This window comes from Stenotrophomonas sp. A3_2 (genome assembly GCF_036624925.1).
Taxonomy (GTDB): Bacteria; Pseudomonadota; Gammaproteobacteria; order Xanthomonadales; family Xanthomonadaceae; genus Stenotrophomonas; species Stenotrophomonas hibiscicola.
Window position 1 is genome coordinate 22917 of the sequence record NZ_JAZKVY010000126.1, and the last position, 23947, is coordinate 46863.

Sequence of the window (23947 nt, forward strand, 5' to 3'; positions counted from 1 at the left end):
AAGGCGGCCCGACCAACGGTCGGGCCCTACCGTGATGTAGAACCCGACCAACGGTCGGGTACCATGGTAGATGTAGCGCCCGACCGTTGGCCGGGCGACAATCGAATCAAAGATAGCGCCCGACCGTTGGCCGGGCGACAATCGAATCAAAGGTAGCGCCCGACCGTTGGTCGGGCGACAACTGAACCAAGAGCTCCTCGTGCCCAAGACTTTCCATCGAACCGACCGTGTCTCTGCCCAGCTGCGCCGCGAACTCGGCACCCTGGTGCACAACGCCGTGCGCGAGCACGGGTTGCCCTCGGTGAGCGTGTCCGACGTGGAAATCACCCGCGACATGGCTCAGGCCAAGGTCTTCGTCACCGCGCTGATGCCGGAGCGTTCGGCGGAAGCGGTGGCCGGCCTGAAGGAACTGGGCTACCGCCTGCGCATGGACCTGGCCCGGGCGATGAAGCTGCGCCATGTGCCGGAGCTGCATTTCCACTACGACGACTCGGTCGATCGTGGCGAGCATATCGACAACCTCCTGCGCGACCTGCCCGATACGCTGGCCGCGGAGAAGCGTCGCGAGAGCGACGAAGAATAAGCCAGCGCCGGGCCCATGCCCGGCGTCTTTTCATTCTGACCGTGCGAGGCCGGACGCTGGCCGCGCTTCGCGCTCGCCGGGCATGGCCCGGCGCTACCCGTATCTGTCACGACCCGAATTCAGTTCCGCCGCCTGGATGGCATCCTGCTGCTCGACAAGTCGACCGGCATGAGCTCCAACGCCGCCCTGCAGGTGGCCCGTCGCCTGTTCCGTGCCGAGAAGGGCGGCCACACCGGCAGCCTCGACCCGCTGGCCACCGGTCTGCTGCCGCTGTGCTTCGGCGAGGCGACCAAGATCGCTGGGCTGCTGCTGGGGTCGGCCAAGGCCTACGATGCCGAGATCGTGCTCGGCCAGACGACCGATACCGACGATTCCGAGGGCCAGGTGCTGCTGCAGCGCCCGGTACCGGCGATCGGTGCCGAGGCCCTGCAGGCCGCGTTGGCGCCGCTGACCGGCAACATCCGCCAGCGTGCCCCGGTCTATTCGGCACTGAAGCAGGGTGGTGAGCCGCTGTATATGAAGGCCCGCCGCGGTGACGTCATCGAGGCGCCGGAACGCGAGGTGCAGGTGCGCGCCATCGACGTGTTGGGGCAGCAGCCTGAGCGCTTGCGGCTGCGCGTGACCTGCGGTTCGGGCACCTACATCCGCAGCCTGGCCCGCGATCTGGGCGAGGCGCTGGGATGTGGCGCACACATCAGTGCGCTGCGCCGGCTCTGGGTGGAGCCGTTCCGCGAACCGGCGATGGTCACCCTGGACCAGCTGCGGGCGATGGCCGAGGCCGGCGACGAGGCGGCCATGGATGCGCTGCTGCTGCCGCTGGCGGCCGGCCTGGCTGAATACCCGCGGGTCGATCTCGATGCCGACCAGACCCATCGCTTCTGCGTCGGCCAGCGCCAGCGCGACCCGTCCTGGCCCCACGGCCTGGTGGCGGTGTTCGGTCCGGGCGATGCTGTCCAGGGGCTGGGCCAGGTCGATGGCAGTGGCCTGCTGGCTCCGCAGCGTCGTTTCAACCTCTGACCGGGGCCAGGGCGGTTCAGCCCCGGTCCTTGTCCCGGAAGCCCCTGGCCGTTACAATTTCGCGGCCGTTTTCCGGCAGCCTGCCTCGTGCAGGTTTCATCCTCGTAGTCCACGGCGAGCCTGGCGGTGCGCGAAGCGCGTTCCTGCCGGCCACGCATCACAGAGAAAAAAGAAATGTCGATCGACACCCAGAAGGTCATTGAAGACAACAAGCGCAGCGCCGCTGACACCGGCTCCCCGGAAGTCCAGGTGGCCCTGCTGACCGCCCGCATCGAACTGCTGACCGGCCACTTCAAGACCCACAAGAAGGACCACCACAGCCGCCGCGGCCTGCTGCAGATGGTCAACCGCCGTCGCAGCCTGCTCGACTACCTGAAGAAGAAGGACGTCGAGCGTTACAAGGCCCTGATCGAGAAGCTTGGCCTGCGTCGCTAAGCAACGAATTCCCCGCGGCGCAGCGATGCGCCGCGGTTTTGTTTTGTAGTACCGCAATCCCCGATTCAGGCCGGAACGATCCGGTCACCCGCTGGCGGCAAGGGTCGCCGACGGTCCAAATTCGCAGACAGCATCCCCAAGGACACCCTCCGTGGCAAAAATCACCAAAACCTTCCAGTACGGCAAGCACACCGTCACGCTTGAGACCGGCGAAGTCGCCCGCCAGGCCAGCGGTGCCGTCATCGTCAAGATGGACGACACCGTACTGCTGGTCACCGCCGTCGCCGCCAAGAGCGCGCGCGAAGGCCAGGACTTCTTCCCGCTGACCGTCGATTATCAGGAAAAGTTCTACGCCGGCGGCCGTATCCCGGGTGGTTTCTTCAAGCGTGAAGGCCGTGCGACCGAGAAGGAAACGCTGATCTCGCGCCTGATCGACCGTCCGATCCGCCCGCTGTTCCCGGAGGACTACAAGAACGAAGTGCAGATCATCGCCACGGTGATGTCGCTGAACCCGGACGTGGACGGTGACATCCCGGCCCTGATCGGTGCCTCGGCTGCCCTGGCCCTGGCCGGTACCCCGTTCATGGGTCCGATCGGCGCTGCCAAGGTCGGTTACAAGAACGGCGAGTACATCCTGAACCCGACCGTCAGCGAACTGGCTGACTCGCAGCTGGAACTGGTCGTCGCCGGTACCTCCAACGCCGTGCTGATGGTCGAATCCGAAGCCGCGCTGCTGTCCGAAGAAGTGATGCTGGGCGCCGTGACCTTCGGTCACCGCGAAATGCAGAAGGTCATCAACGCGATCAACGAGCTGACCGTCGAAGCCGGCACCAAGCCGTCGACCTGGGAAGCCCCGGCCAAGAACGACGCGCTGATCTCCGCCCTGAAGGAAGCCATCGGCCCGCGCCTGGGCGAAGCCTTCCAGGTGCGTGACAAGCTGCAGCGCCGCGACGCCATCTCGGCGATCAAGAAGGACGTATTCGAAGCCCTGGCGGGTCGCGTGGCCGCCGAAGGCTGGAACCCGGCCGAGCTGTCGAAGGAATTCGGCGAGCTGGAATACCGCACCATGCGTGACTCGGTGCTGGACACCAAGGTCCGCATCGACGGCCGTGCGCTGGACACCGTCCGCCCGATCACCGTGAAGACCGGCGTGCTGCCGCGTACCCACGGTTCCTCGCTGTTCACCCGCGGCGAAACCCAGGCCATCGTGACCATCACCCTGGGCACCGCCCGTGATGGCCAGGTCATCGACGCCGTTGCCGGTGAGTACAAGGAAAACTTCCTGTTCCACTACAACTTCCCTCCGTTCTCGGTGGGCGAGTGCGGCCGCATGATGGGCCCGAAGCGCCGCGAAATCGGCCACGGTCGTCTGGCCAAGCGCGGCGTGCTGGCTGTCATGCCGTCGCTGGAAGCCTTCCCGTACACCATCCGCGTCGTTTCGGAAATCACCGAGTCGAACGGTTCCTCGTCGATGGCCTCGGTCTGCGGCTCGTCGCTGGCCCTGATGGACGCCGGCGTGCCGGTGAAGGCCCCGGTGGCCGGTATCGCCATGGGTCTGGTCAAGGAAGGCGATCGTTTCGTGGTCCTGTCCGACATCCTGGGTGACGAAGATCACCTGGGCGACATGGACTTCAAGGTGGCCGGTACCGCTGAGGGCATCTCCGCCCTGCAGATGGACATCAAGATCGAAGGCATCACCGAAGAAATCATGAAGCAGGCCCTGCAGCAGGCCAAGGCTGGCCGCCTGCACATCCTGGGCGAGATGGCCCACGGCCTGACCGCTCCGCGTGAAGAGCTGTCGGACTACGCGCCGCGCCTGCTGACCATCAAGATCCACCCGGACAAGATCCGCGAAGTGATCGGCAAGGGCGGCTCGACCATCCAGGCCATCACCAAGGAAACCGGCACCCAGATCGACATCCAGGACGACGGCACCATCGTCATCGCGTCGGTCAACGCCATCGCTGCCCAGGCTGCCAAGGCCCGCATCGAGCAGATCACCTCGGACGTCGAGCCGGGCCGCATCTACGAAGGCAAGGTCGCCAAGATCATGGACTTCGGTGCGTTCGTCACCATCCTGCCGGGCAAGGATGGCCTGGTCCACGTCTCGCAGATCTCCAGCGAGCGCGTCGAGAAGGTCGGCGACAAGCTGAAGGAAGGCGATGTGGTCAAGGTCAAGGTGCTGGAAGTCGACAAGCAGGGCCGTATCCGCCTGTCGATGAAGGCAGTCGAAGAAGGCGAAGGCGCCAGCGCCGAATAATCGGTACTGCTGATCGTGCGGTGGGTGAGGACCGTTGGTCCTCACGCTTTCGCAAATGAAAAAGCGGGCTTCGGCCCGCTTTTTCTTTGCCTCGTTGTTGCGAAGAGAAGCTCATCCAGGTCGCTGCATGTCCTGCTGCAGTGCATGATCGCCGCCACGCGGCCATCGTTCTGTCTCGGTTGCACGGATCGCGCCTGTCCATGGGACGACATGCCGCGATACCCGTACCGCAGCCCCATCGGTTTGCTAACGTGGCGGCGCCTTCGAACCGGGAGATCTCCATGTTCCGCCAGACCGTGGCCGTCCTTGCCGTGCTGATTGCCGGTGTCTTGCCCATCGCCGCGCACGCGGCGCCCGCGCAGCCGCCGATCTTCGGCGCCTACTACCCGGGCGGCTCGGCCGAACGCTATCCGGTCTCGAGCATTCCAGCCGAGCGCCTGACGCATCTGTTCTATGCGTTCTCCACCATCGAGGACGGGCGCTGCACGATCGGTGCGGAAGCGCCGAAGAATTTCGCCGCACTGGCCGAACTCAAGAAGGCGCATCCGCACCTGCGCACGCTGATTTCGATCGGTGGCTGGGGTGCCGGTGGGTTCTCCGATGCAGCGCTGACCGAGGCCAGCCGCAAGCGCTTGGTCGATTCGTGCATGGCGCTGTTCTTCGATCGCCATGCCGGCAGTTTCGACGGGGTGGACATCGATTGGGAGTTCCCGGTCAGTGGCGGACCGAAGGAGCTGGCGCATCGCCCGCAGGATCGCGTCAATCTGACCCGGCTCGCGCAGGCGTTCCGCGTGGCACTCGATGCGCGCGGCCGCAGGACGGGGCAGTCGATGCTGCTGACCGCCGCGCTGGCCGCCGGTCGCCTGCAGACCGATGGCCCCTACGATCCGGCGGCGAGCTACGACCTGCCGGCGCTGGCCAAGGTGTTCGATTTCATCAACCTGATGAGCTACGACATGGGCACCGGCTTCTCGGCGGTGTCGACCTTCAACGCGCCGCTGCATGAGGTGGCGGCCGACCCGCTGGCGCCGGAACTGCGGCGCTGGAACAACGTGGCCGGTGCCGTGCAGTTCTACCGCGACCACGGCGTACCGGCCGACAAGCTGGTGCTGGGCGTGCCGTTCTACGGGCGCGGCTTCAAGGTCACCGGCGATGCCCCGGATGGGTTGTACCAGCCCTACAGCGCACCGGCCGATGCGGGCGACTGGCGGGTGATCAAGGCGCGCTATCTCGACCAGCCGGGCTGGACCAGGCACTGGCAGCCGCAGGCGCAGAGCCCGTGGCTGTACAACGCCGAACAGAAGGTCTTCATCAGCTATGAAGACCCGCGCTCGATCGGGCTGCGTGCGCAGTTCGCCCGCGAACAGGGCCTGGCCGGCGTGTTCATGTGGGAGCTGACCGGCGACGACGAGCAGGCCAGCCTGCTCAACGCCATGCTGGGCCCCTGGCAGAAAGCGCGCATCGGCGATTGAGCTGCATCAGGCGATGCCCGGCGCAATGCCGCAACGCCATCGGCCCAACCCCGCACAGCATGTCCATGCCCACAGCGTTACGCTGCGGGCATGATCCATCTCGAACGCCTGGACCATCTGGTCCTTACCGTCGCCGACATCGACCGCAGCTGTGATTTCTACCAGCGCGTGCTCGGCATGCAGGTCGTGCGCTTCGGCGCGGGCCGCACCGCGCTGCAGTTCGGCCAGCAGAAGATCAACCTGCATCCGGCCAGCGCCCCGTTGCAGCCGCATGCGTTACGACCCACGCCGGGCAGTGCCGACCTGTGCCTGGTCACGCGTACCGCCACGGCCGATGTGCTGGTGCACCTGCAGGCGCAGGCGGTCGCGGTGGAGGAGGGGCCGGTGGCCCGCACCGGCGCACAGGGTCCGATCGAATCGGTGTACTTCCGCGACCCGGATGGCAACCTGATCGAAGTCAGCCATTACCTAGACGAAGCGCACCTGCTCCGGTAGCGCCGGGCCATGCCCGGCCACGCTTCAGTTCGCCCAGACGCTGTTCGGATCGCCGTTGCGGGCACGACGCTGGCTGGCCACGGCCAGACGCGCGAAGCCGAAGGCCATCGCCAGCGCGATGGCATCGACCCAGAACAGCGGCCAGTGCCCCCCTGCGGCGGCGCGCCACAGCCAGTCACCATTGAGTGCGCCGTGCAGTACCGGCACCAGCGCGGTACTGACCGCCGCCGCCCACAGCAGTTCGCGCGCGGCCTGCGCCGGGCGGCGCAGCGTGGCCCATAGCGCGCAGGCCGCCCAACTGCCGAAGCAGGCCCAGCGGATGCCGTGGTCGACCGCCGACGGTGCCAGCCGCTCCAGCACCAGTGCGGTGCCGAACGCGATCGAGATCGCCACGCACAGGCCGATGCACACGCCGACCGTGGCCCGCGCCATGTTCACACCGGCACGTGGCTGTTGCGGCTGGCGACGCTTGCGCCGCGACTCGATCCACAGCAGGTTGCCGGAGTAGAACAGGAACGCACCGCCGAGTCCGAGCAGGAAGTACAGCCAGACCACCACGCCATTGCCGAATTCGCCGAAGTGCAACGCGTAGGCGGCGCTGAGCGTGGCGTGGTTGGCGTCGCGCTGGCCCGGCAGCTGCGACGCGAGCAGATTGCCGGTGGCGACGTCCAATGCCACGGCACCAAGCGGGCCGAGGGTGCCGCTGGCCTCGCCGGTGATCTCGATCGTCGCGTTGGCATCGCCGCCATTGGCCAGCTTCAGATAGGCCGGTTCGAAGTTGGCCACGCCCTGTGCGCGGGCCACTTCAAGTGCGCGCGCATGCAGCACGCGCAGGCTGCCCGGCGGTGCCGGGATGCCAGTGGCATTTCGCACCGGCGCGGTGTCCATCGCAGTCGGTACTGCCTGCAGCGCGTTGCCGTCGTAGATCAGCGGGTTGAGCAGGGCCATCTGCACGAACACCAGGCAGAGCAGGGCGCCGGTGACCGCGAACATCAGGTGGAAGGGCAGGCTGAGCACACCGACCACGTTGTGCGCGTCCTGCCACAGCTGCTTCAGGTTGCGACCCGGCCGCAGTGCAAACAGGTCGCCGAGCAGCCTGGGCAGGTGGATCACCAGGCCGCTCAGCAACGCCATGCCATACAGCAGGCTGACGATGCCCATCACGTAGATGCCGGCCACCGGCAGGCCGAGACTGTAGTGCAGTTCGTTGACCAGTTCGGCCAGTCCGGACTGCGGCGGCGCGGGGCTGCCGGCGATCTGCCCCGGCCACGCATAGCGCCAGCTGCCGTCATCGGCCTGCCAGTACGCCAGAGGCTGCGGGTGTTCGGTGCCGGGGAAGGTCATGCCGACGTGGCGGCGCGCTTCCGGATGCGCCGCCAGCACGTCCTCCAGCAGGTACTGGGCGTCATCCAGGCTGGCCGGGAGTGCCGTGGCGGCGCCCGGTGTCTGCCACCGCGGCAGGTCATGGTGGAACAGGGTCAGCGAGCCTGCGTAGAAAGCCACGAACAGGCCGAAGCCGGCCACCAGGCCGACCCAGGTGTGCAGGGTGGTGAACGTGCGCAGGGTCTGCGAACTGAACTTCATGGCGTGGATCTCATTGCACCGCGCCGGTCAGGCGCAGCAGCCCGAGCACGACGAAGCCGGTGGCGGCGCTGCCGCCCAGCACCAGCCAGGCGCGCAGCGCGCTGCGGAAGCTGAACGCCCACAGGGCGGCCAGCATCCACAGCGGGATGAAGGCGATCAGGGTAGGTACCAGCGCTCGCTGCCAAGGGCCCGGCGGAAGCCAGGCCAGCAGGCCGGTAACGGCGGCTGCAAGCAGGAAGCCGACGATGATGCCGGCGAAGGCGCGCGCCCACATCAGGGCAACTCCGTGCCCGGTCGGTGCCAGGCGGCCAGCGCCGGCAGCAGCATCGCCGCGAGCATCCAGGTGCACAACATCGCCACCAGGCCGGCGGCAAAGCCGAGCTCGGCCATCCACAGCCACAGCGCGGCGGCAGCGGCGACCAGGCCGATCTGGCGGCCCAGGCGGCCGGCGCGGCGCAGGCGCGGCCAGCGGCAGTGGGGCGAGGCCGCATAGAAGGCCAGTGCCGAGAACATTGCCGCCAGCATGCCCAGGCTGCAGAAACCCAGCGTGGAGAGGCCGACGGTGATCATCGCGGGCAGCCTGCGCGGCGGCGGGTCGGCGAACGCGGGGCACGGGCGGGGCCGGCGGCAGCCGGTCGAAGCGGGTGGCGCATCACGAGGTCCTGGGGGAAAGCGGGCAGGCTGGCACGGGGCGGGCTGCGCGCACATGGTAATCATTGCGTTTTCACGCCGCCAGCGCGGCTCATTCAGCGGGCCGTACGGTGGCCCTTGGGCTTTCCGGTGCGCTGGTTTAAGATCATCGCAGAACCCCTGACTGGAACAAGGTGGCCCGCGCCCAGCGCCGGCCGAGCGTGCGACATGAGCACTACCACCGCCCACTGTTGACCTGCCCCCGAAGGCCCTGCGTTCCAGGCGCCCTCGCGGCGCTTTTTTATTGCCCAGGCAACGGCCCGGGAACGCTTTCCAGCCCGCCCGGCGGGCCCCGCACGAAGCCACTGCGATGATCAACATTACCCTTCCCGACGGCAGCCGCCGCGAATTCGAAAACCCTGTGAGCGTCATGGAGGTTGCCCAGTCGATCGGCGCCGGCCTGGCCAAGGCCACCATCGCCGGTGCCGTGGATGGCGTGCTGGTCGATGCCAGCGACGTCATCGACCGCGACGCCAGCCTGCGCATCATCACCGCCAAGGACGAGGAGGGCGTGGAGATCATCCGCCACTCCTGCGCCCACCTGGTCGGCCACGCCGTCAAGCAGCTGTACCCGGATGTGAAGATGGTGATCGGTCCGGTGATCGCCGAAGGCTTCTACTACGACATCTATTCCGAGCGCCCGTTCACCCCGGACGACATGGCCGCGATCGAGAAGCGCATGGGTGAACTGATCGCCCAGGACTACGACGTCATCAAGAAGATGACGCCGCGCGCCGAAGTGGTCGAGATCTTCAAGGCCCGTGGCGAGGACTACAAGCTGCGCCTGATCGAGGACATGGCCGACGACATCCAGGCGATGGGCATGTACTACCACCAGGAATACGTGGACATGTGCCGCGGCCCGCACGTGCCGAACACGCGCTTCCTGAAGGCCTTCAAGCTGACCCGCATCTCCGGCGCCTACTGGCGCGGTGACGCGCAGAACGAGCAGCTGCAGCGCATCTACGGCACCGCCTGGGCCGACAAGAAGCAGCTGGAGGCGTACATCAAGCGCATCGAAGAAGCCGAAATGCGCGACCACCGCCGCATTGGCAAGCAGCAGGACCTGTTCCACCTGCAGGAAGAAGCCCCGGGCCTGGTGTTCTGGCACCCGAAGGGCTGGGCGCTGTGGCAGGTGGTGGAGCAGTACATGCGCAAGGTCTACCGCAACAGCGGCTATGGCGAAGTGCGTTGCCCGCAGATTCTGGACGTGAGCCTGTGGAAGAAGTCCGGCCACTGGGACAACTACCAGGACAACATGTTCTTCACCGAATCGGAGAAACGCACTTACGCGGTCAAGCCGATGAACTGCCCGGGCCACATCCAGGTGTTCAACCAGGGCCTGCACAGCTACCGCGACCTGCCGATCCGCTACGGCGAGTTCGGGTCGTGCCACCGCAACGAGCCGTCCGGCGCGCTGCACGGCATCCTGCGCGTGCGTGGCTTCACCCAGGACGACGGCCACGTGTTCTGCACGGAAAACCAGATCGAGTCGGAAGTGACCGCCTTCCACCAGCAGGCGCTGGCGGTCTACCAGCACTTCGGCTTCGACGAGATCCAGATCAAGATCGCGCTGCGCCCGGAATCGCGCCTGGGTGACGACGCCACCTGGGACAAGGCCGAAGGCGCGCTGCGCTCGGCGCTGACCGCCTGTGGCGTGGAATGGCAGGAGCTGCCGGGCGAGGGCGCCTTCTACGGCCCGAAGATCGAGTACCACCTGAAGGATGCCATCGGCCGTACCTGGCAGCTGGGCACGATGCAGGTCGACTTCATGATGCCGGGCCGCCTGGGCGCCGAGTACGTGGACGAGAACAGCCAGAAGAAGCACCCGGTCATGCTGCACCGGGCCATCGTCGGCTCGATGGAGCGTTTCCTGGGCATCCTGATCGAACACCATGCCGGCCAGTTCCCGGCCTGGCTGGCGCCGACCCAGGTGGTGGTGGCCAACATCACCGACGCCCAGGCCGACTATGTCTCGGGCGTGACCAAAACCCTTGCGGAGCAAGGCTTCCGCGTCAGCTCGGATTTGCGTAACGAGAAGATCGGCTATAAAATCCGCGAGCATACGTTGCAGCGCGTGCCCTACCTGCTGGTCATCGGTGACCGCGAGAAGGAAAATGGGGCTGTGGCGGTGCGTACGCGTTCTGGCGAAGACCTGGGCAGCATGAGCCTGCAGGCCTTCATCGAGCGGCTCCACGCCGAGGGCGCGTAAGCAAAGGTCCGGTCCGGGGGCACAGGCACCCGGGCCGGTTCGATACCCTTGGGAGAACGTAATATCAGCACCCCTGACAACAAACAGAACCGCAAGAATCAGGAAATCCGTGTGCCGCGCGTCCGCGTGATCGGCAGTGACGGAGAAATGATCGGCGTGTTGTCGCGCGACGAAGCGCTGTCCATGGCCGAAGATGAAGGCCTGGACCTGGTCGAAATCCAGCCGCAGGCCGATCCGCCGGTCTGCAAGATCATGGACTTCGGCAAGTTCAAGTTCGAAGCGCAGAAGAAGGCCAGCGAGGCCAAGAAGAAGACCAAGCAGGTCGAGATCAAGGAAGTGAAGTTCCGTCCGGTCACGGACGAGGGCGACTACCAGATCAAGCTGCGCAAGATGCGCGGGTTCCTCGAAGATGGTGACAAGATCAAGGTCAACATCCGCTTCCGTGGCCGTGAAATGAGCCACCAGGAGCTGGGCCGCGAAATGGCCAACCGGATCGAGGCCGATCTGGGCGAGGACATCGTCATTGAATCCCGTCCGCGCCTGGAAGGGCGTCAGATGGTCATGATGATCGCGCCGAAGAAGAAGACCTGAGGCCTGACGGGCTGCCTTTCGGGGCGCCTGGCTGAATGGTTCAGGGTAAGGGGGCGCCGCTGGCGTCCCTTTGCTTTTGTGGCGGGCCGGCGGGTTGCGGATGAAAGGCGGGCAGGGGCTGGTGGCAGGGCCGTTTTGCCTGTATCATGCCCGGCTCGACCCACCCAGGACGGGTCGTACGCCGATCATGGCAGGACGGAAAGAGCGGCCCAGGCCGCCGCCAGATCAGTCAGAAACCAGGGTCAAATCCCATCAAGGACATTGCAATGCCCAAGATCAAGACCAACCGGGCAGCGGCCAAGCGTTTCCGCAAGACCGCCTCGGGCAAGTACAAGTGCGGCCACGCCAACCGTAGCCACATCCTCACGAAGAAAGCGACCAAGCGTAAGCGTAATCTGCGTCAGACGGGCCATGTCCGTGCAGAAGACGCAGGCCGTCTGGACCGCATGCTCCCTTACCTCTGAGGAACTGAAAAATGGCACGAGTTAAGCGTGGCGTACAGGCGCGTCGCCGCCACAAGAAGATTCTGGATCTCGCCAAGGGCTACTACAACGCCCGTCGCAAGGTCTTCCGCGTTGCCAAGCAGGCGGTCATCAAGGCACAGCAGTACGCCTACATCGGCCGTAAGCAGAAGAAGCGCAACTTCCGTTCGCTGTGGATCACCCGCATCAATGCGGCTGCCCGCATCAACGGCCTGAGCTACAGCCGCTTCATGAACGGCCTGCTGAAGGCCGGCATCACCCTGGATCGCAAGGTCCTGGCTGACATCGCCGTGCACGACGCAGCCGGTTTTGCTGCGCTGGCCGAAAAGGCCAAGGGCGCGCTGGCGGCATAAGTCCTTCCCGATGCCGTAACCGTTCACTCGGAACGGTGTCAGGTCAAGGCAATGCATGGGGAAGGGCGCAAGTCCTTCCCCATTCTTTTTTGGGTCCCGGTGCGGCCACAGCGGCAGCGCGGGGACGGCGGTGGCGACAGGGGTCGGCCCTTCGCGCATCGCGATGGCAGATCGACTGGAGTTCCGGCCCCCCATGAGCGACATCCAATCCCTCACCACCCAGGCGCTGGCCGATGTGGCCGCCGCACAGAGCCCTGACGTGCTGGAACAGCTGCGCGTGGCCCTGCTTGGCAAGAGCGGCAGCATCACCTCGCAGCTCAAGCAGCTCGGTACCCTGCCGGCCGAGGAGCGCAAGGCCGCCGGTGAAGCGATCAACCAGGCCCGCGACACACTGACCCGTGCGCTGGCCGAGCGCAAGGCGCTGCTGGAAGACGCCGCACTGGACGCGCGGCTGGCTGCCGAAGCCATCGACATCACCCTGCCGGGCCGCAATGGCGACCGCGCTGGCCTGCATCCGATCACCCGTACCCTGGAACGCATCACCGGTATTTTCGGCCGGCTGGGCTACGAGCTGTCGGAAGGGCCGGAGATCGAGGATGACTGGCACAATTTCGAGGCGCTGAATTTCCCGCCGCACCACCCGGCGCGCGCCATGCACGACACCTTCTACTTCGGCGACGGCCGCCTGCTGCGCACGCATACCTCCGGTGTGCAGGTGCGCTACATGGGCGACCACGCGCCGCCGCTGCGCATGATCGCTGCCGGCAAGGTGTACCGCAGCGACAGCGACCAGACCCATTCGCCGATGTTCCATCAGGTCGAAGGCCTGCTGGTGGACGAGCACTCGACCTTCGCCGACCTGAAGGGCACGCTGGCAGAATTCGTGCGCGCGTTCTTCGAGCGCGATTTCGAGATGCGCTTCCGTCCCAGCTACTTCCCGTTCGTCGAACCGGGTGCGGAAGTGGACATCGCCTGGCAGCAGCCCGATGGCAGCACCCGCTGGCTGGAAGTGCTCGGCTGCGGCATGGTGCATCCGAACGTGCTGCGCAATGTCGGCATCGATCCGGAGCGTTACACCGGCTTTGCCTTCGGCATGGGCGTGGAGCGTTTCGCGATGCTGCGCTACGGCGTCAACGACCTGCGCGCGTTCTTCGAGAACGATGTGCGGTTCCTGAAGCAGTTCGCGTAAGCCGCAACCGTGTAGAGCCGGGCCATGCTCGGCTGCCTTTCTGGATGGACGCCTCCTTGCGCATGCGCTGGGCGACCACAAAAACCGCAACGGGAGGCACGCCTCCCACCAGGGTGACACCATGAAATTCTCCGAAAACTGGCTGCGCAGCCACGTCCCGACCTCCGCCTCGCGCGATGAGCTGAGCGCGGTGCTGACCGCCATCGGCCTGGAAGTGGAAGAAGTATCCGCGCTGGGCGAAGGCCTCGATCACGTGGTCGTGGCACGCATCGTCGAGGCCGCGCGCCACCCGGAAGCCGATCGCCTGCAGGTGTGCAAGGTCGATGCCGGGCAGGGCGAGCTGCTGCAGATCGTCTGCGGTGCGCCGAACGCCCGCGCGGGCCTGGTCGCGCCACTGGCGATGGTCGGTGCGCAGATCGGCGAGCTGAAGATCAAGCCGGCCAAGCTGCGTGGCGTCGAGTCCAACGGCATGCTGTGCTCGGCCAAGGAGCTGGGCCTGGACAACGATGCCTCCGGCCTGCTGGAACTGCCCGATGACGCCCCGGTCGGCCAGACCCTGGTCGAGTACCTGGGCCTGCCGGACGCCAGTATCGAAATCAAGCTGACCCCGAACCGCGCCGACTGCTTCAGCCTGCGCGGCATCGCCTACGACGTCGCCGCCGCTACCCGCAGTGAAGTGCTGGATTTCGCCGCCGACGCCATTCCGGCTGCCGGCAGCCGTGAGCTGGCCATCCAGCTCGACGCTGGCGCCGAAGCGCCGCGTTATCTGGGCCGTGTGATCGAGGGCGTCAACGCTGCCGCCAAGACCCCACTGTGGATGGCCGAGCGCCTGCGCCGCAGTGGCGTGCGTCCGGTCTCGCTGCTGGTCGACATCACCCAGTACGTGATGCTGGAACTGGGCCAGCCGATGCATGCCTACGACCTGGCCACCCTGCAGGGCAGCATTGCCGTGCGCCGTTCGCGCGCGGGCGAGACGCTGAAGCTGCTGGACGGCCGCGATGCCGCGCTGGACGACAGCTTCCTGGTGGTCACCGACGCCGATCGTGCGGTCGGCCTGGCCGGCCTGATGGGCGGCTTCGACACCCGTGTCACCGACGCGACCACCGCCGTGTTCCTGGAGGCCGCGCACTTCGCGCCGGCCGCGATCATGGGCCGTGGCCGCAAGCTGGGCCTGCACACCGATGCCGGCCACCGCTTCGAGCGCGGTGTCGATCCGGCACTGCCGCGTACCGCGATCGAGTACGCCACCCGCCTGGTGCTGGACCTGGCCGGCGGTACCCCGGCGCCGGTCACCGAAGCTGTGCGCGAGGCCGATCTGCCGCAGCCGGCCACGATCGTGCTGCGCCGCACGCGCATCACCCGCGTGCTTGGCATCACCATTGACGATGCCGAAGTCGAGCGCATCCTGCGTGCGCTGGGCATGGACGTGGCCGCCACCGCCGACGGCTGGCAGGTCACCGCGCCGAGCCGCCGCTTCGATATCGCCATCGAAGAGGACCTGATCGAAGAACTGGCCCGCATCCACGGTTACGAGCAGATCCCGACCACGCTGCCGGGCGGTGCCTCGCGCGTGGCGATGCCGAGCGAGACCCAGCTGGACGCGCTGAGCGTGCGCCGCCAGCTGATCGCTCGCGACCTGCAGGAAACCGTCAATTTCGCCTTCGTCGACGACGCACTGCTGGCCCAGTGGCACCTGCGCGACGCTCTGGTGCCGCTGGCCAACCCGCTGTCGGCCGAACTGGCGGTGATGCGCCCGTCGCTGCTGCCGGGCCTGGTTGCCACCCTAGGCCGCAATGCCGCTCGCCAGCTCGGCCGCGTGCGCCTGTTCGAGCTGGGTCGGGTGTTCGCCCGGCAGGCCGGAGATGCGTCGCTTGGCGAAAGCCAGCCGGCACCGCTGGAAACCCCGCGCGTGGCCGCTGCGGTCTGCGGTGATGCGCAGGCGGTGCAGTGGGGCCTGCCGACCCGCAAGGTCGATTTCCATGACCTGAAGGGTGACCTGGAATCGCTGGCGGCCGCCAGTGGCGCGCAGCTGGAGTTCCGTGCGTCCACCCGCGCCTACTACGGCCACCCGGCGCGTTCGGCCGAGGTGTTGCGCGATGGCGTGGCGATCGGCTGGATCGGCCAGGTTCACCCGCGCCTGGCCAGGGCGATGGACATCGAAGCCGACGTCTACGCCTTCGAACTGGACCTGGAACCGCTGACCGCCCGCCGCCTGCCGCGTGCCGGCGAACTGTCGCGCTTCCCGGCGGTGCGCCGCGACTTGGCATTCCTGGTGCCTGAACAGGTGGCCTGGGCCGATCTGGCGGCGACCGTCCGCCAGGCCGCCGGCCCGTTGCTGCGCGACCTCAACCTGTTCGACCGCTATGTCGGCCAGGGCGTCGAGCCGGGATTCAAGAGTCTCGCTATGGGCTTGATTTTGCAGGACAAGTCGCGCACTCTGACGGACCGCGACGTGGAAGCGGTGGTGGCCGAGGCGGTCACTGCCATCGAGCGTGAACACCACGCCCGGATCCGCGGCTGAGCGGGCAGCACTCGGGGGTAGCAGGCAATGGCATTGACCAAGGCGGAGATGGCGGAAAAGCTGTTCGACGAAGTCGGTCTGAACAAGCGGGAAGCCAAGGAATTCGTCGACGCGTTTTTCGATGTGCTGCGTGAAGCATTGGAACAGGGACGTCAGGTGAAGCTGTCGGGCTTCGGTAATTTCGATCTGCGGCGCAAGAACCAGCGCCCGGGTCGCAACCCCAAGACCGGCGAGGAAATTCCGATTTCCGCCCGTACGGTGGTCACCTTCCGTCCGGGCCAGAAGCTCAAGGAGAGGGTGGAAGCTTATGCTGGATCCGGGCAGTAACCGCGAACTACCGCCGATTCCGGCCAAGCGCTACTTCACCATCGGTGAAGTCAGCGAGCTGTGCGACGTCAAGCCGCACGTCCTGCGCTACTGGGAAACCGAGTTTCCCAGCCTTGAGCCGGCCAAGCGCCGAGGCAACCGCCGCTACTACCAGCGCCACGACGTGCTGATGGTCCGGCAGATCCGCAGCCTGCTGTACGAACAGGGCTACACCATCGGTGGTGCACGCCTGCGTCTGGACGGCCCCGATGCCCGCGAGGAATCGGCGCTGAGCAACCAGATCATCAAGCAGGTGCGCATGGAGCTGGAAGAAGTGCTGCAGTTGTTGCGCCGCTGATCCCATTTCCATCGTAATCCGCTATACTTCACGGCCCGCCGCACTGGCGGGCACATCGCAGCATCAGTCGGGGCGTAGCGCAGCCTGGTAGCGCATCTGCCTGGGGGGCAGAGGGTCGTCGGTTCGAATCCGGCCGTCCCGACCACTGTGATGAATCAAGAAGCCTGCGCAGCAATGCGTGGGCTTTTTTGTACGCGCTGCTGATGCCGATGATCAGTCTTCAGCGAAGCGGTAGATCAGCTCCGGGTCGCCGTCATCCAATCCGTGCACGATGCCGCTGTCTATGAAGCCCGACGCAACGAGCAGTCGCTGCATGCCGATGTTGGAGGCATGGGTCGAGGTGAACAGCTTGCCGCGACCGCGCCGTGCAATCGCGTGCCGCAGCAGTGCGGTGCCGATGCCTTGGCCGCGCCGTTCGCGCGATACCATCAGCATCTCGACGAAGGCCTCGCCGAAGAAGTGGTGATGCATGACCAGGTAGCCAACGACCCTGCCGTCCTGCTCGGCGACCTGCAGGCCGCCGTGTGCCAGGCAGTTGCCAATCTGCATGATCCGCTCTGGATCAATGGCTGCCACGCTGTCGAGCGCGATCAAGGCATCCGCGTCCTGGGGGCTGCCGTTACGCAGACACGGAGAACGGGACGTCCGGCTTATCGCGGGCGGAGCTGCAGCAACAGGCCGCCACCCGATACAAAACAGGCGAGCAGGACGATGATCGACAGCGGCAGGTGGAATTCATTGCGACCGAGCAGGGCAAACACCAGGTGGATCAGCGCCGTGCCAATGCCGAGCGCACCACAAACCAGTGCATAGCCGCGCGCCGTGGAGGTGCCCAGCAGGGTATGGCGATATCCCCAAAGCACGGCGCCGACTGCGAACAGGTTGAACAGCAGGAAGCCCTGGATGCCGCCGGGCACATGGAACATGGTCCATTCCTGCCAGAACGCAGCGTCGATCTGATGCAGGATCAACGCCAGCAGCGTCGCCAGATACCATCGTTCCATGTCGTGCTCCCTGCCATGCAGGCCATAGTCTATCGACTCCGCCTTGCACGCACGCCTACGCGTTGCAGCCAGCGCGTGGCAGGCAGTCAATACACCCGGAACTCGGCACGGCAGCCGTCGCTGACCCACACGCCGCGACGGTCCCAGCCCCAGTTGCGGTCCTCGATGCAGGTCGTCACCGATTTCTGCTTGACCAGCCGCACCTCGTGGCGGACGCGGATGCGGCACTCCTTGTCCTTGTTCTCGTAGGACTCGCAGACCAGGCGTTCACCCTCGTTGTCGCGATCACGGCCACGGCCACGTCCCGGCCAGCGCCCGTATCCGTCGGCGACGAACTCGGCGCGGCAGCCGTCGGTCACCCATAACGTGCGGCGGCTCTGGCCCCAGTTCTGGTTCTCCACGCAGCGGGTGACCGACAGTTGCCTGGCCAGGCGCATCGGGCCCTCAATGGGGCATTGCTCGGTCTTGTTGAACTGGGATTCGCAGCGCAGCGCTGGAATGTGATCAGTGTCGTGGTCCTGGGCGGCCATGGCGGTGGCGGCCAGCAGCAGGGCAAGGACGGCACCGGTGATCGGCAGCAGCGGGCGAAGGGTCATGGGGAGCCTCGAGCGGGGGATTCGGGCGGCAAGAATGACCCAGCACGGGGCCGTCGGAACGCATCGTTCCGGAAGTGGCTCAGTAAGGATTTAGTAGTGCGCACGGGCCCATGCAGAGGCTTACATCCCGTATCATCGCTGCACATCCGATCGCATCGGTTTACACCTTCTTACATGTCTTCCACGCCTGTCGGCGCAGCCTGTGGCTGCCGTCACTGGTGTGCGGGCGGCCTGTGCGGGAGGATGCGCGGACCACGACGACCACAGGGGGTTGCGTTGATCAGCAGTACCGTCATTCATCGCTCGGCCGACGCAGGCAGCGCCGAGGTGCGGGTCCTGGACACCACGTTCAAGGGCAAGCACGTGTTCACTGCCTGGGGCCTGCGCGGGCCGGAACTGACCCGCAGCGCGGACCCGGTTGCGACCGTGGCCGCACGCAAGGCGCTGCACGCGGTTGCCGGCCACAGCGAAGGGCCGCGCAGCCCGGAAGTGTTCATCGCCAACCAGTCGGCGGTGGCGATCACGGTCTATCGCCTGCTTACCGAAGCGCGCTCCGGCGATGCCATCTTCTTCCTGTGCGATTCCCAGGCGGTGGTCGAATGGCTGATCACCGCGCTGGAAGTGCAGGGCGCGGACTGATTCCGCGTTCCGGCGCGCATTGATTCACGCCAGCGCCGCGTCCACGGCGGCCCGCGCATGCAGTGCAGTGGTATCGAACAGCGGCACTGTGCTGTCCTCCGGCCGTACCAGCAGCATGATCTCGGTACAGCCGAGGATGATGGCCTCGGCGCCGCGCGCGACCAGTCTCTCGATCACGCCGGCGTAGACCTGTCGTGAGTGTTCGCTGACCACGCCGGCGATCAGTTCCTGGTAGATGATGTCGTGCACGCTGCGACGATCATCGGCTTCGGGAACCAGGACCTCCAATCCGAAGCGATCCTGCAGCCGGCCGCGGTAGAAGTCCTGCTCCATGGTGAAGGCGGTGCCGAGCAGGCCCACCTTTCGCGCGCCTGCCTGCACGATGGCCTGGGCGGTGGGGTCGGCGATATGCAGCAGTGGCAGTGGGCAGGCCGCCTCGATGCGGTCGGCCAGTTGGTGCATGGTGTTGGTGCAGACCAGCAGCAGTTCGGCACCACCGGCCTGCAGGCGCCGTGCGGCCTCAACCATGTGGTCGCCCAGTGCATCCCAGTCGCCGTCGTTCTGCAGCTGCTTGATCGGGGCGAAGTCCACCGACCACAGCAGCAGCTGCGCCGAATGTGCGCCACCGAGGCGCTGCCGCACGTCCTCGTTGATGAGCCGGTAATACTGCGCCGAGCTTTCCCAGCTCATGCCGCCGATCAGGCCAAGGGTCTTCATGCACAGCTCCATGCCGGGGAGCCGTCATTGCAGCACAGCCGATGCGGGAGTTGCACTACACATTAGTGATTGCTAATGTATTGACCATGATCGAGAACGCCCTCTTCAAAGCGCTGGCCGATCCCACCCGCCGCCACATCTTCGAAAAGCTGGCCGAGGGCGGGCAGCATGCCAGCGCGCTGCGCGAGGGCATGGCGATCAGCCAGTCTGCGATGTCCCAGCACCTGGCGGTGCTGCGCGATGCCGGGCTGGTGAGCGAACAGCGCCAAGGCCGCTTCGTCTACTACGAGGTCGATCCGCGCGGGCTGGCTCACATCGGACGCTGGTTGCAGCGCTACCGGGCCTACTGGCCCGCGCGTATGGATGCCTTGCAGGATCTGCTGAAGGAGATGGATTGATGGACGACGTTCTGAACGAAGCGGCTCCTGCGTTGGTGATGGAGCAGTGGCTGCCAGCGCCACCGGAACGGGTCTGGCGCGCACTGTTGGACCCGGCGCTGCGTGAGCGCTGGTTGCCTGCGGCCGATCTTGCCGATCCGCAGCCTTGCCTGCGCGAGGAGGGGCGGGAGCTGGGGTTCCACCTGCGCGATGCGCATCCCCCGCATCTGCACAGCCAGGTGTGTTTCCGGCTGCGCGCGGATGACGGCGGGGGAACGGTGCTGACCATCGTGCATCGGCTCACCGACCTGCGCGCGCTGCGGCCGTTGGCCGCCAACGACGATCATCGCACCATGATGCGCGCGGCGTGAGGCGACGCCTCAATCCCACCGGACAAGGAGCAGGCACATGCGGGACAGGATGCAGCTGGTACCGATGGTGGTGGAACGCAGCGAGCGCGGCGAGCGTTCCTATGACATCTACTCGCGGCTGCTGCGCGAGCGCATCATCTTTCTCAACGGCGAAGTCGATGACACCGTATCGGCGCTGGTCTGCGCGCAACTGCTGTTCCTGGAATCGGAAAACCCGGAGAAGCCGATCCATCTGTACATCAACTCGCCAGGCGGAGTCATTTCCAGCGGCTTGGCGATGTACGACACGATGCAATACATCTCTGCTCCGGTGCATACGCTGTGCATGGGCACCGCGCGGTCGATGGGGTCGTTCCTGCTGATGGCCGGCGAGCCGGGTCACCGCGCGGCGTTGGCCAATGCCAGCCTGCACGTGCACCAGCCGCTGGGCGGGGTACAGGGCCAGGCTTCGGACATCTTCATCCACGCCGAGGAAATGCAGCGCACCAAGCAGCGCATCACCCGGCTGTATGCGCAGCATTGCGGACGCAGTGTCGAGGAGGTCGAGCAGACCCTGGACCGCGATCGTTTCATGAGTGCCGAGCAGGCATGCGAATGGGGCCTGATCGACCAGGTACTGGTACGGCGCGACGCGCACGCGGCCTGAGCCTGCCTCTGTAACCACCACATCCACGCTGTGCTGTATGTGCCGCGCGTTGCAGACGCACTCTATGCTGGTACGGTCTTCTGAAGTGGATGTGCGCCATGGCCCTGCATACCTGGTGGTGGTTCCTCGCCACGGTGTTCGTTCTGTGTGGCACGCCGGGGCCGAACATGCTGCATATCCTCGGCCGCAGCGTCGGACTCGGCTTCCGCGGCAGTGTACCGGCGATGGCCGGCTGCCTGCTGGCGATGCTGCTGGTGCTGGCCGCGTCCGCTGCTGGCCTGAGCGCATTGCTTCATTCCTCGCCGATGCTGTTCGAAGTGCTGCGCTATCTGGGCGTGGCCTACCTGGCCTGGCTGGGCCTGAAGGCATGGCGCGACAGCTGCCGTCCCGCGCCTACGGTGACGGTGGATGCCGCACTGCCGATGATGCCGACGCTTGGTGCCTGGACCGTGTTCCGTGGTGGCCTTCTGGTGGGCCTGAGCAATCCCAAGCTGCTGCTGTTCGCGGCGGCGTTCCTGCCGCAGTTCGTTGACCCGTCACGTGGCCAGGCGTTTCAGTACAGCGTGCTGGTGGCCACCTTCGCCGCTTGCGAACTGTTCTGGTACGTGATGTATGCAGCCGGTGGCCATGGCCTGCGCCGCTGGCTGGCCGAACCCTTTGCGCGACGCTGGTTCGAGCGGTTGGTCGGTAGCGTGTTCCTGGCGTTTGCCGTCGCGCTGCTGCGCTTTCGTCCGCGCTGATTCACGCCGCGCACGCGGCCTGTTCACGACTGCCGCATCGGTGACGGCCTAGCCTGATCATCCAGTACGCAGTCCCCGCAGGGAAAGGTTTGACATGATCAAGTGGGCCATCATCTTCGCCATCATCGGTGTGATCGCAGGCGTGCTCGGCTTCGGTGGCATCGCCGGTGCCTCGGTCGGCATCGCCAAGTTCCTGTTCTGGGCCGGCATCATCATCGCCGTGGTGCTGTTCCTGCTCGGCATGACCGTGGCCAAGAAGGTCAGCTAGCGTTGATCGCGCAGCAGCGTGCTCAGTGCGCGCTGCTGCGCGAAAACAGGTTGATCACGAGTACACCGGCGCAGATCAGGCCGATGCCGATCAGCGCGGGTGCATCCAGGCGCTGCTTGAACACCACCAGCCCGATCAGCGAGATCAGCACGATGCCGACGCCGGACCAGATCGCGTAGGCGATGCCGGTCGGGATCGACTTCATGGTCATCGACAACAGGTAGAAGCACAGTCCATAGCCGACCAGTGCGCCCAGTGTCGGCGCCAGCCGGCTCATGCCGTCGGACGCCTTCAGCAGTGATGTGGCAATCACTTCCAGCACGATGGCAGCGGCAAGGTAGAGATAGGAATTCATTGACCGCTCCAGCTCATTGCGCTCAGTTTCAGCGCCTGTTCGGCCATGGTCAATGCGCTGGCACGTTCCTGCGCGTCCAGCGGGTAGGCCGTGGCCCAGAAGCCATTGGCAGCGTGCAGCGCGCCGCGTACCGTTGGCGTCGCCAGGATTCGGCCAGCATCGCACGCTTCCAGGACGTCAAGCGCAGGCAGCGCTGGTTCCATCGGGTTGCCCGCGCTTCGAAATCGCCGATCAGCGCGCCGGTGGCTTCATCCACCAGCAGCCAAGCCATTACGGCAGGCTACTTCGATGGTGGCCCGCAGCAGTGATTGGCGCACGCGGTCGGCTGCCTTGCAGCGCGAACAGGAGCGGATACCGGCGTGGCGGGAAGAAACCGACTGGACGGTACGACTGTAGCGCAGGCCCACCGCGTTGCCGCGCGCTGCCGGCCAAGGCCGGCAGCGGAGCCATCATGCGTCGATGCGGGCGAAACGCGGTTGCGGTCCGTGCTCGCCCGGCACCTGCTCGACGAACATGGCGTACGGGCGTACCCACAGGCCACCTTCGCCATACAGCGCGCGGTACAGCACCATCGGCTGCAGGGTCTCACTGCTGCGGACGATGTCGAGCACTTCGTACTCGCCGCCCTTGAAGTGGCGGTAGCGGCCCGGGGCCAGGGTGGGTAGCGGACTCAGCTCAGCCATGGGCGGCGCGACTCACTTGCGCGCCGGGCTGGCCGGCTTCGCGCAGTAGGCATCGATGGCTTCGGCGGTGTTGGCCAGACCCTGTGCCTGCGCCAGTTCCCACGGACGTTCGCAACGCTGGCTGTGCTCGCACCACTGGTAGCCGGCCGAACCGATGCAACCGTGGGCATCGCGGTCGCCACCGACCTTCGGCGTGGCAGGCGAAGTGGCCGCCGTATCGGCACGCGCAGCGGCCTGATGCTGGTTGGCACAGGCGGACAGCACCAGCAGGGCTGGAATCAGAAGAAGCGCTTTCATCGGGCGGGCTCCGTGCCTAAAGCGACAGTGTCTGCCGCAAATAGCCCTGCAGCAAGCGCTCAGTGCATGGCGGCGCGGATCAGTTCCTCGATCAGCACGAGGTAGCTGGCCACGAAGTAGAACTTCAGCAGCGTCCAACGCTGCTGCGAGAAGAAGGTGCGCATGTGGAAGGGGCCCCTGTTGGTGACGGTAGTGTGAAGCTCCGCCAACTCCGTGACAAGGGTCACGAAAGGGGACTCACTAAACGGCCTCAGGGATGTGATGGCGGGGAGCCTGACAGCGCGGCGCGGCATTTTCGTACAAATCTGATGGGCCATCCCGGAGGCGATCGCTAGCCTGCTGGGGTACCGGTGCTCAGGGCCTTCCGTCGCCGGCTTGACCCATTCCGCAGGAGTCTCCAATGGTCATTACCGTTCAATGCAATGCCCGGCACTGGTCCGTACTGGACCCGCAGGCGCATGACGCAACCCGTTATGCACGGGGCGCCGAGGCCTTCGATGTCGCCGCAGCGCGGGCCCAGGAGCACCACCGCCGCACCGGCCAGTGCAGCACGGTACGGGTCGAGGCGCTTGGCAATTCCGTGGACGCACTCCACTTCGGACGTTGACACCACCTGGCCGAGGTGCAGTCAGCCACGGTTGAGCTGTTTGAATGGGGAAAGAACCGCCTTGGGGGCGCCCCCTGTCCGCCGGGCCGCGAATCCCGG

At 66.1% G+C, this 23947-nt stretch carries 32 protein-coding genes and 1 tRNA gene; 22 read left to right on the forward strand and 11 right to left on the reverse strand.

Going from position 1 to position 23947, the window contains the following annotated elements:
- Window positions 1–199: 199 nt before the first annotated feature.
- The 6 genes from rbfA (at window position 200) to R5H29_RS02655 (ending at window position 6262) form a co-directional block, all read left to right on the forward strand.
- Complete coding sequence (gene rbfA / locus R5H29_RS02630) at window positions 200–583, forward strand: 30S ribosome-binding factor RbfA (protein ID WP_332328695.1); 384 nt, start codon at window positions 200–202, stop codon at window positions 581–583.
- Between the two features lie 117 nt (window positions 584–700).
- The gene (gene truB, locus R5H29_RS02635; protein ID WP_332328711.1) at window positions 701–1600 is read left to right on the forward strand and encodes a tRNA pseudouridine(55) synthase TruB; all 900 of its coding nucleotides are present in this window, start codon (window positions 701–703) and stop codon (window positions 1598–1600) included.
- A gap of 174 nt (window positions 1601–1774) precedes the next feature.
- Window positions 1775–2035, forward strand: coding sequence for a 30S ribosomal protein S15 (rpsO, locus tag R5H29_RS02640; RefSeq protein WP_005417886.1), 261 nt, complete (start codon window positions 1775–1777; stop codon window positions 2033–2035).
- A gap of 151 nt (window positions 2036–2186) precedes the next feature.
- Complete coding sequence (gene pnp / locus R5H29_RS02645; protein WP_005417884.1) at window positions 2187–4295, forward strand: polyribonucleotide nucleotidyltransferase; 2109 nt, start codon at window positions 2187–2189, stop codon at window positions 4293–4295.
- A 281-nt stretch (window positions 4296–4576) separates the two neighbouring features.
- A complete protein-coding gene (locus R5H29_RS02650) occupies window positions 4577–5767 on the forward strand; it encodes a glycoside hydrolase family 18 protein (protein WP_332328696.1) in 1191 nt (396 codons plus the stop codon).
- Between the two features lie 93 nt (window positions 5768–5860).
- The gene (locus tag R5H29_RS02655; RefSeq protein ID WP_407073517.1) at window positions 5861–6262 is read left to right on the forward strand and encodes a VOC family protein; all 402 of its coding nucleotides are present in this window, start codon (window positions 5861–5863) and stop codon (window positions 6260–6262) included.
- Window positions 6263–6286: 24 nt separating this feature from the next.
- Here R5H29_RS02655 and R5H29_RS02660 read toward each other — a convergent pair whose 3' ends face one another.
- Genes R5H29_RS02660 through R5H29_RS02670 form a run of 3 tightly spaced genes read right to left on the reverse strand, consistent with a single transcriptional unit; the run spans window position 6287 to window position 8416 of the window.
- Window positions 6287–7846: a PepSY-associated TM helix domain-containing protein gene (locus tag R5H29_RS02660; protein WP_332328697.1), complete on the reverse strand. Its 1560-nt coding sequence runs from the start codon at window positions 7844–7846 to the stop codon at window positions 6287–6289.
- 10 nt (window positions 7847–7856) lie between these two features.
- Window positions 7857–8120: a hypothetical protein gene (locus tag R5H29_RS02665; protein ID WP_111097927.1), complete on the reverse strand. Its 264-nt coding sequence runs from the start codon at window positions 8118–8120 to the stop codon at window positions 7857–7859.
- Window positions 8120–8416, reverse strand: coding sequence for a hypothetical protein (locus R5H29_RS02670; RefSeq protein ID WP_021202190.1), 297 nt, complete (start codon window positions 8414–8416; stop codon window positions 8120–8122). The genes R5H29_RS02665 and R5H29_RS02670 overlap by 1 nt, the downstream gene beginning before the upstream one ends.
- 430 nt (window positions 8417–8846) lie before the next feature.
- On the opposite strand from R5H29_RS02670, the gene thrS reads away from it, so the two are divergent.
- The 9 genes from thrS (at window position 8847) to R5H29_RS02715 (ending at window position 16693) form a co-directional block, all read left to right on the forward strand.
- The gene (gene thrS, locus R5H29_RS02675) at window positions 8847–10748 is read left to right on the forward strand and encodes a threonine--tRNA ligase (protein ID WP_332328698.1); all 1902 of its coding nucleotides are present in this window, start codon (window positions 8847–8849) and stop codon (window positions 10746–10748) included.
- Between the two features lie 48 nt (window positions 10749–10796).
- On the forward strand, window positions 10797–11339 hold the full coding sequence (gene infC, locus R5H29_RS02680) for a translation initiation factor IF-3 (RefSeq protein WP_019660568.1): 543 nt from the start codon (window positions 10797–10799) through the stop codon (window positions 11337–11339).
- A gap of 266 nt (window positions 11340–11605) precedes the next feature.
- Window positions 11606–11803 carry a 50S ribosomal protein L35 gene (gene rpmI / locus R5H29_RS02685; RefSeq protein WP_005410436.1) on the forward strand — a complete coding sequence of 66 codons (198 nt, stop codon included), beginning with the start codon at window positions 11606–11608 and terminating at the stop codon, window positions 11801–11803.
- A gap of 11 nt (window positions 11804–11814) precedes the next feature.
- Window positions 11815–12174: a 50S ribosomal protein L20 gene (rplT, locus tag R5H29_RS02690; protein WP_005410435.1), complete on the forward strand. Its 360-nt coding sequence runs from the start codon at window positions 11815–11817 to the stop codon at window positions 12172–12174.
- Window positions 12175–12367: 193 nt separating this feature from the next.
- Complete coding sequence (gene pheS, locus R5H29_RS02695) at window positions 12368–13363, forward strand: phenylalanine--tRNA ligase subunit alpha (RefSeq protein WP_021202188.1); 996 nt, start codon at window positions 12368–12370, stop codon at window positions 13361–13363.
- Between the two features lie 121 nt (window positions 13364–13484).
- Entirely contained in the window at window positions 13485–15884 is a 2400-nt protein-coding gene (pheT, locus tag R5H29_RS02700; RefSeq protein ID WP_332328699.1) for a phenylalanine--tRNA ligase subunit beta, read from the forward strand.
- A 27-nt stretch (window positions 15885–15911) separates the two neighbouring features.
- Window positions 15912–16211 (forward strand): integration host factor subunit alpha, encoded by a 300-nt coding sequence (locus R5H29_RS02705; protein ID WP_005410432.1) that lies wholly within the window; start codon window positions 15912–15914, stop codon window positions 16209–16211.
- Window positions 16192–16548: a MerR family transcriptional regulator gene (locus R5H29_RS02710; RefSeq protein WP_005410431.1), complete on the forward strand. Its 357-nt coding sequence runs from the start codon at window positions 16192–16194 to the stop codon at window positions 16546–16548. The genes R5H29_RS02705 and R5H29_RS02710 overlap by 20 nt, the downstream gene beginning before the upstream one ends.
- Before the next feature lie 68 nt (window positions 16549–16616).
- A tRNA-Pro gene (locus R5H29_RS02715) sits at window positions 16617–16693 on the forward strand.
- Window positions 16694–16761: 68 nt separating this feature from the next.
- Here the strand turns inward: R5H29_RS02715 and R5H29_RS02720 are convergent.
- The 3 genes from R5H29_RS02720 to R5H29_RS02730 all read right to left on the reverse strand — a co-directional run bounded on the left by R5H29_RS02720 (window position 16762) and on the right by R5H29_RS02730 (window position 18148).
- A complete protein-coding gene (locus tag R5H29_RS02720; protein WP_332328712.1) occupies window positions 16762–17202 on the reverse strand; it encodes a GNAT family N-acetyltransferase in 441 nt (146 codons plus the stop codon).
- The gene (locus R5H29_RS02725; RefSeq protein WP_134735697.1) at window positions 17199–17552 is read right to left on the reverse strand and encodes a DUF6713 family protein; all 354 of its coding nucleotides are present in this window, start codon (window positions 17550–17552) and stop codon (window positions 17199–17201) included. Before R5H29_RS02725 ends, R5H29_RS02720 begins: the two co-directional genes overlap by 4 nt.
- 86 nt (window positions 17553–17638) lie before the next feature.
- Window positions 17639–18148 (reverse strand): DUF3011 domain-containing protein, encoded by a 510-nt coding sequence (locus tag R5H29_RS02730; RefSeq protein WP_332328700.1) that lies wholly within the window; start codon window positions 18146–18148, stop codon window positions 17639–17641.
- Between the two features lie 243 nt (window positions 18149–18391).
- Here R5H29_RS02730 and R5H29_RS02735 point away from each other — a divergent pair, with 243 nt between their 5' ends.
- Window positions 18392–18787: a hypothetical protein gene (locus tag R5H29_RS02735; protein WP_134735698.1), complete on the forward strand. Its 396-nt coding sequence runs from the start codon at window positions 18392–18394 to the stop codon at window positions 18785–18787.
- 24 nt (window positions 18788–18811) lie between these two features.
- Here the strand turns inward: R5H29_RS02735 and R5H29_RS02740 are convergent, their stop codons facing one another.
- Complete coding sequence (locus R5H29_RS02740) at window positions 18812–19504, reverse strand: aspartate/glutamate racemase family protein (RefSeq protein ID WP_332328701.1); 693 nt, start codon at window positions 19502–19504, stop codon at window positions 18812–18814.
- Between the two features lie 86 nt (window positions 19505–19590).
- Between R5H29_RS02740 and R5H29_RS02745 the strand changes: the two genes are divergently transcribed.
- The 5 genes from R5H29_RS02745 to R5H29_RS02765 all read left to right on the forward strand — a co-directional run bounded on the left by R5H29_RS02745 (window position 19591) and on the right by R5H29_RS02765 (window position 21906).
- On the forward strand, window positions 19591–19902 hold the full coding sequence (locus tag R5H29_RS02745) for a helix-turn-helix transcriptional regulator (protein ID WP_206621284.1): 312 nt from the start codon (window positions 19591–19593) through the stop codon (window positions 19900–19902).
- Window positions 19902–20252 carry a polyketide cyclase gene (locus R5H29_RS02750; protein WP_019660555.1) on the forward strand — a complete coding sequence of 117 codons (351 nt, stop codon included), beginning with the start codon at window positions 19902–19904 and terminating at the stop codon, window positions 20250–20252. The genes R5H29_RS02745 and R5H29_RS02750 overlap by 1 nt, the downstream gene beginning before the upstream one ends.
- 37 nt (window positions 20253–20289) lie before the next feature.
- Window positions 20290–20898 (forward strand): ATP-dependent Clp protease proteolytic subunit, encoded by a 609-nt coding sequence (locus R5H29_RS02755; RefSeq protein ID WP_111102443.1) that lies wholly within the window; start codon window positions 20290–20292, stop codon window positions 20896–20898.
- A gap of 98 nt (window positions 20899–20996) precedes the next feature.
- The gene (locus R5H29_RS02760; protein WP_019660553.1) at window positions 20997–21638 is read left to right on the forward strand and encodes a LysE family translocator; all 642 of its coding nucleotides are present in this window, start codon (window positions 20997–20999) and stop codon (window positions 21636–21638) included.
- A gap of 94 nt (window positions 21639–21732) precedes the next feature.
- A complete protein-coding gene (locus R5H29_RS02765; protein ID WP_021202178.1) occupies window positions 21733–21906 on the forward strand; it encodes a DUF1328 domain-containing protein in 174 nt (57 codons plus the stop codon).
- A gap of 22 nt (window positions 21907–21928) precedes the next feature.
- Here the strand turns inward: R5H29_RS02765 and R5H29_RS02770 are convergent, their stop codons facing one another.
- The 4 genes from R5H29_RS02770 to R5H29_RS02785 form a co-directional block, all read right to left on the reverse strand.
- Window positions 21929–22261: an SMR family transporter gene (locus R5H29_RS02770; RefSeq protein WP_019660551.1), complete on the reverse strand. Its 333-nt coding sequence runs from the start codon at window positions 22259–22261 to the stop codon at window positions 21929–21931.
- A complete protein-coding gene (locus tag R5H29_RS02775; RefSeq protein WP_227853529.1) occupies window positions 22258–22464 on the reverse strand; it encodes a hypothetical protein in 207 nt (68 codons plus the stop codon). Before R5H29_RS02775 ends, R5H29_RS02770 begins: the two co-directional genes overlap by 4 nt.
- Before the next feature lie 246 nt (window positions 22465–22710).
- A complete protein-coding gene (locus R5H29_RS02780; protein WP_019660549.1) occupies window positions 22711–22944 on the reverse strand; it encodes a DUF1653 domain-containing protein in 234 nt (77 codons plus the stop codon).
- Window positions 22945–22956: 12 nt separating this feature from the next.
- Window positions 22957–23241, reverse strand: coding sequence for a hypothetical protein (locus tag R5H29_RS02785; RefSeq protein WP_005410420.1), 285 nt, complete (start codon window positions 23239–23241; stop codon window positions 22957–22959).
- A 400-nt stretch (window positions 23242–23641) separates the two neighbouring features.
- On the opposite strand from R5H29_RS02785, the gene R5H29_RS02790 reads away from it, so the two are divergent.
- Window positions 23642–23848 (forward strand): hypothetical protein, encoded by a 207-nt coding sequence (locus tag R5H29_RS02790; RefSeq protein ID WP_021202175.1) that lies wholly within the window; start codon window positions 23642–23644, stop codon window positions 23846–23848.
- Window positions 23849–23947 lie beyond the last annotated feature (99 nt).

What these genes read in the sequence shown, in the direction of transcription:
- rpsO (WP_005417886.1), top strand. Translation starts at nt 1,775, where the DNA reads ATGTCGATCGACACCCAGAAGGTCATTGAAGACAACAAGCGCAGCGCC.
- R5H29_RS02650 (WP_332328696.1), top strand. Translation starts at nt 4,577, where the DNA reads ATGTTCCGCCAGACCGTGGCCGTCCTTGCCGTGCTGATTGCCGGTGTC.
- R5H29_RS02660 (WP_332328697.1), bottom strand. Translation starts at nt 7,846, where the DNA reads ATGAAGTTCAGTTCGCAGACCCTGCGCACGTTCACCACCCTGCACACC.
- R5H29_RS02665 (WP_111097927.1), bottom strand. Translation starts at nt 8,120, where the DNA reads ATGTGGGCGCGCGCCTTCGCCGGCATCATCGTCGGCTTCCTGCTTGCA.
- R5H29_RS02670 (WP_021202190.1), bottom strand. Translation starts at nt 8,416, where the DNA reads ATGATCACCGTCGGCCTCTCCACGCTGGGTTTCTGCAGCCTGGGCATG.
- thrS (WP_332328698.1), top strand. Translation starts at nt 8,847, where the DNA reads ATGATCAACATTACCCTTCCCGACGGCAGCCGCCGCGAATTCGAAAAC.
- rpmI (WP_005410436.1), top strand. Translation starts at nt 11,606, where the DNA reads ATGCCCAAGATCAAGACCAACCGGGCAGCGGCCAAGCGTTTCCGCAAG.
- rplT (WP_005410435.1), top strand. Translation starts at nt 11,815, where the DNA reads ATGGCACGAGTTAAGCGTGGCGTACAGGCGCGTCGCCGCCACAAGAAG.
- pheS (WP_021202188.1), top strand. Translation starts at nt 12,368, where the DNA reads ATGAGCGACATCCAATCCCTCACCACCCAGGCGCTGGCCGATGTGGCC.
- pheT (WP_332328699.1), top strand. Translation starts at nt 13,485, where the DNA reads ATGAAATTCTCCGAAAACTGGCTGCGCAGCCACGTCCCGACCTCCGCC.
- R5H29_RS02705 (WP_005410432.1), top strand. Translation starts at nt 15,912, where the DNA reads ATGGCATTGACCAAGGCGGAGATGGCGGAAAAGCTGTTCGACGAAGTC.
- R5H29_RS02710 (WP_005410431.1), top strand. Translation starts at nt 16,192, where the DNA reads ATGCTGGATCCGGGCAGTAACCGCGAACTACCGCCGATTCCGGCCAAG.
- R5H29_RS02725 (WP_134735697.1), bottom strand. Translation starts at nt 17,552, where the DNA reads ATGGAACGATGGTATCTGGCGACGCTGCTGGCGTTGATCCTGCATCAG.
- R5H29_RS02730 (WP_332328700.1), bottom strand. Translation starts at nt 18,148, where the DNA reads ATGACCCTTCGCCCGCTGCTGCCGATCACCGGTGCCGTCCTTGCCCTG.
- R5H29_RS02735 (WP_134735698.1), top strand. Translation starts at nt 18,392, where the DNA reads ATGCGCGGACCACGACGACCACAGGGGGTTGCGTTGATCAGCAGTACC.
- R5H29_RS02740 (WP_332328701.1), bottom strand. Translation starts at nt 19,504, where the DNA reads ATGAAGACCCTTGGCCTGATCGGCGGCATGAGCTGGGAAAGCTCGGCG.
- R5H29_RS02745 (WP_206621284.1), top strand. Translation starts at nt 19,591, where the DNA reads ATGATCGAGAACGCCCTCTTCAAAGCGCTGGCCGATCCCACCCGCCGC.
- R5H29_RS02750 (WP_019660555.1), top strand. Translation starts at nt 19,902, where the DNA reads ATGGACGACGTTCTGAACGAAGCGGCTCCTGCGTTGGTGATGGAGCAG.
- R5H29_RS02755 (WP_111102443.1), top strand. Translation starts at nt 20,290, where the DNA reads ATGCGGGACAGGATGCAGCTGGTACCGATGGTGGTGGAACGCAGCGAG.
- R5H29_RS02760 (WP_019660553.1), top strand. Translation starts at nt 20,997, where the DNA reads ATGGCCCTGCATACCTGGTGGTGGTTCCTCGCCACGGTGTTCGTTCTG.
- R5H29_RS02765 (WP_021202178.1), top strand. Translation starts at nt 21,733, where the DNA reads ATGATCAAGTGGGCCATCATCTTCGCCATCATCGGTGTGATCGCAGGC.
- R5H29_RS02770 (WP_019660551.1), bottom strand. Translation starts at nt 22,261, where the DNA reads ATGAATTCCTATCTCTACCTTGCCGCTGCCATCGTGCTGGAAGTGATT.
- R5H29_RS02775 (WP_227853529.1), bottom strand. Translation starts at nt 22,464, where the DNA reads ATGGAACCAGCGCTGCCTGCGCTTGACGTCCTGGAAGCGTGCGATGCT.
- R5H29_RS02780 (WP_019660549.1), bottom strand. Translation starts at nt 22,944, where the DNA reads ATGGCTGAGCTGAGTCCGCTACCCACCCTGGCCCCGGGCCGCTACCGC.
- R5H29_RS02785 (WP_005410420.1), bottom strand. Translation starts at nt 23,241, where the DNA reads ATGAAAGCGCTTCTTCTGATTCCAGCCCTGCTGGTGCTGTCCGCCTGT.
- R5H29_RS02790 (WP_021202175.1), top strand. Translation starts at nt 23,642, where the DNA reads ATGGTCATTACCGTTCAATGCAATGCCCGGCACTGGTCCGTACTGGAC.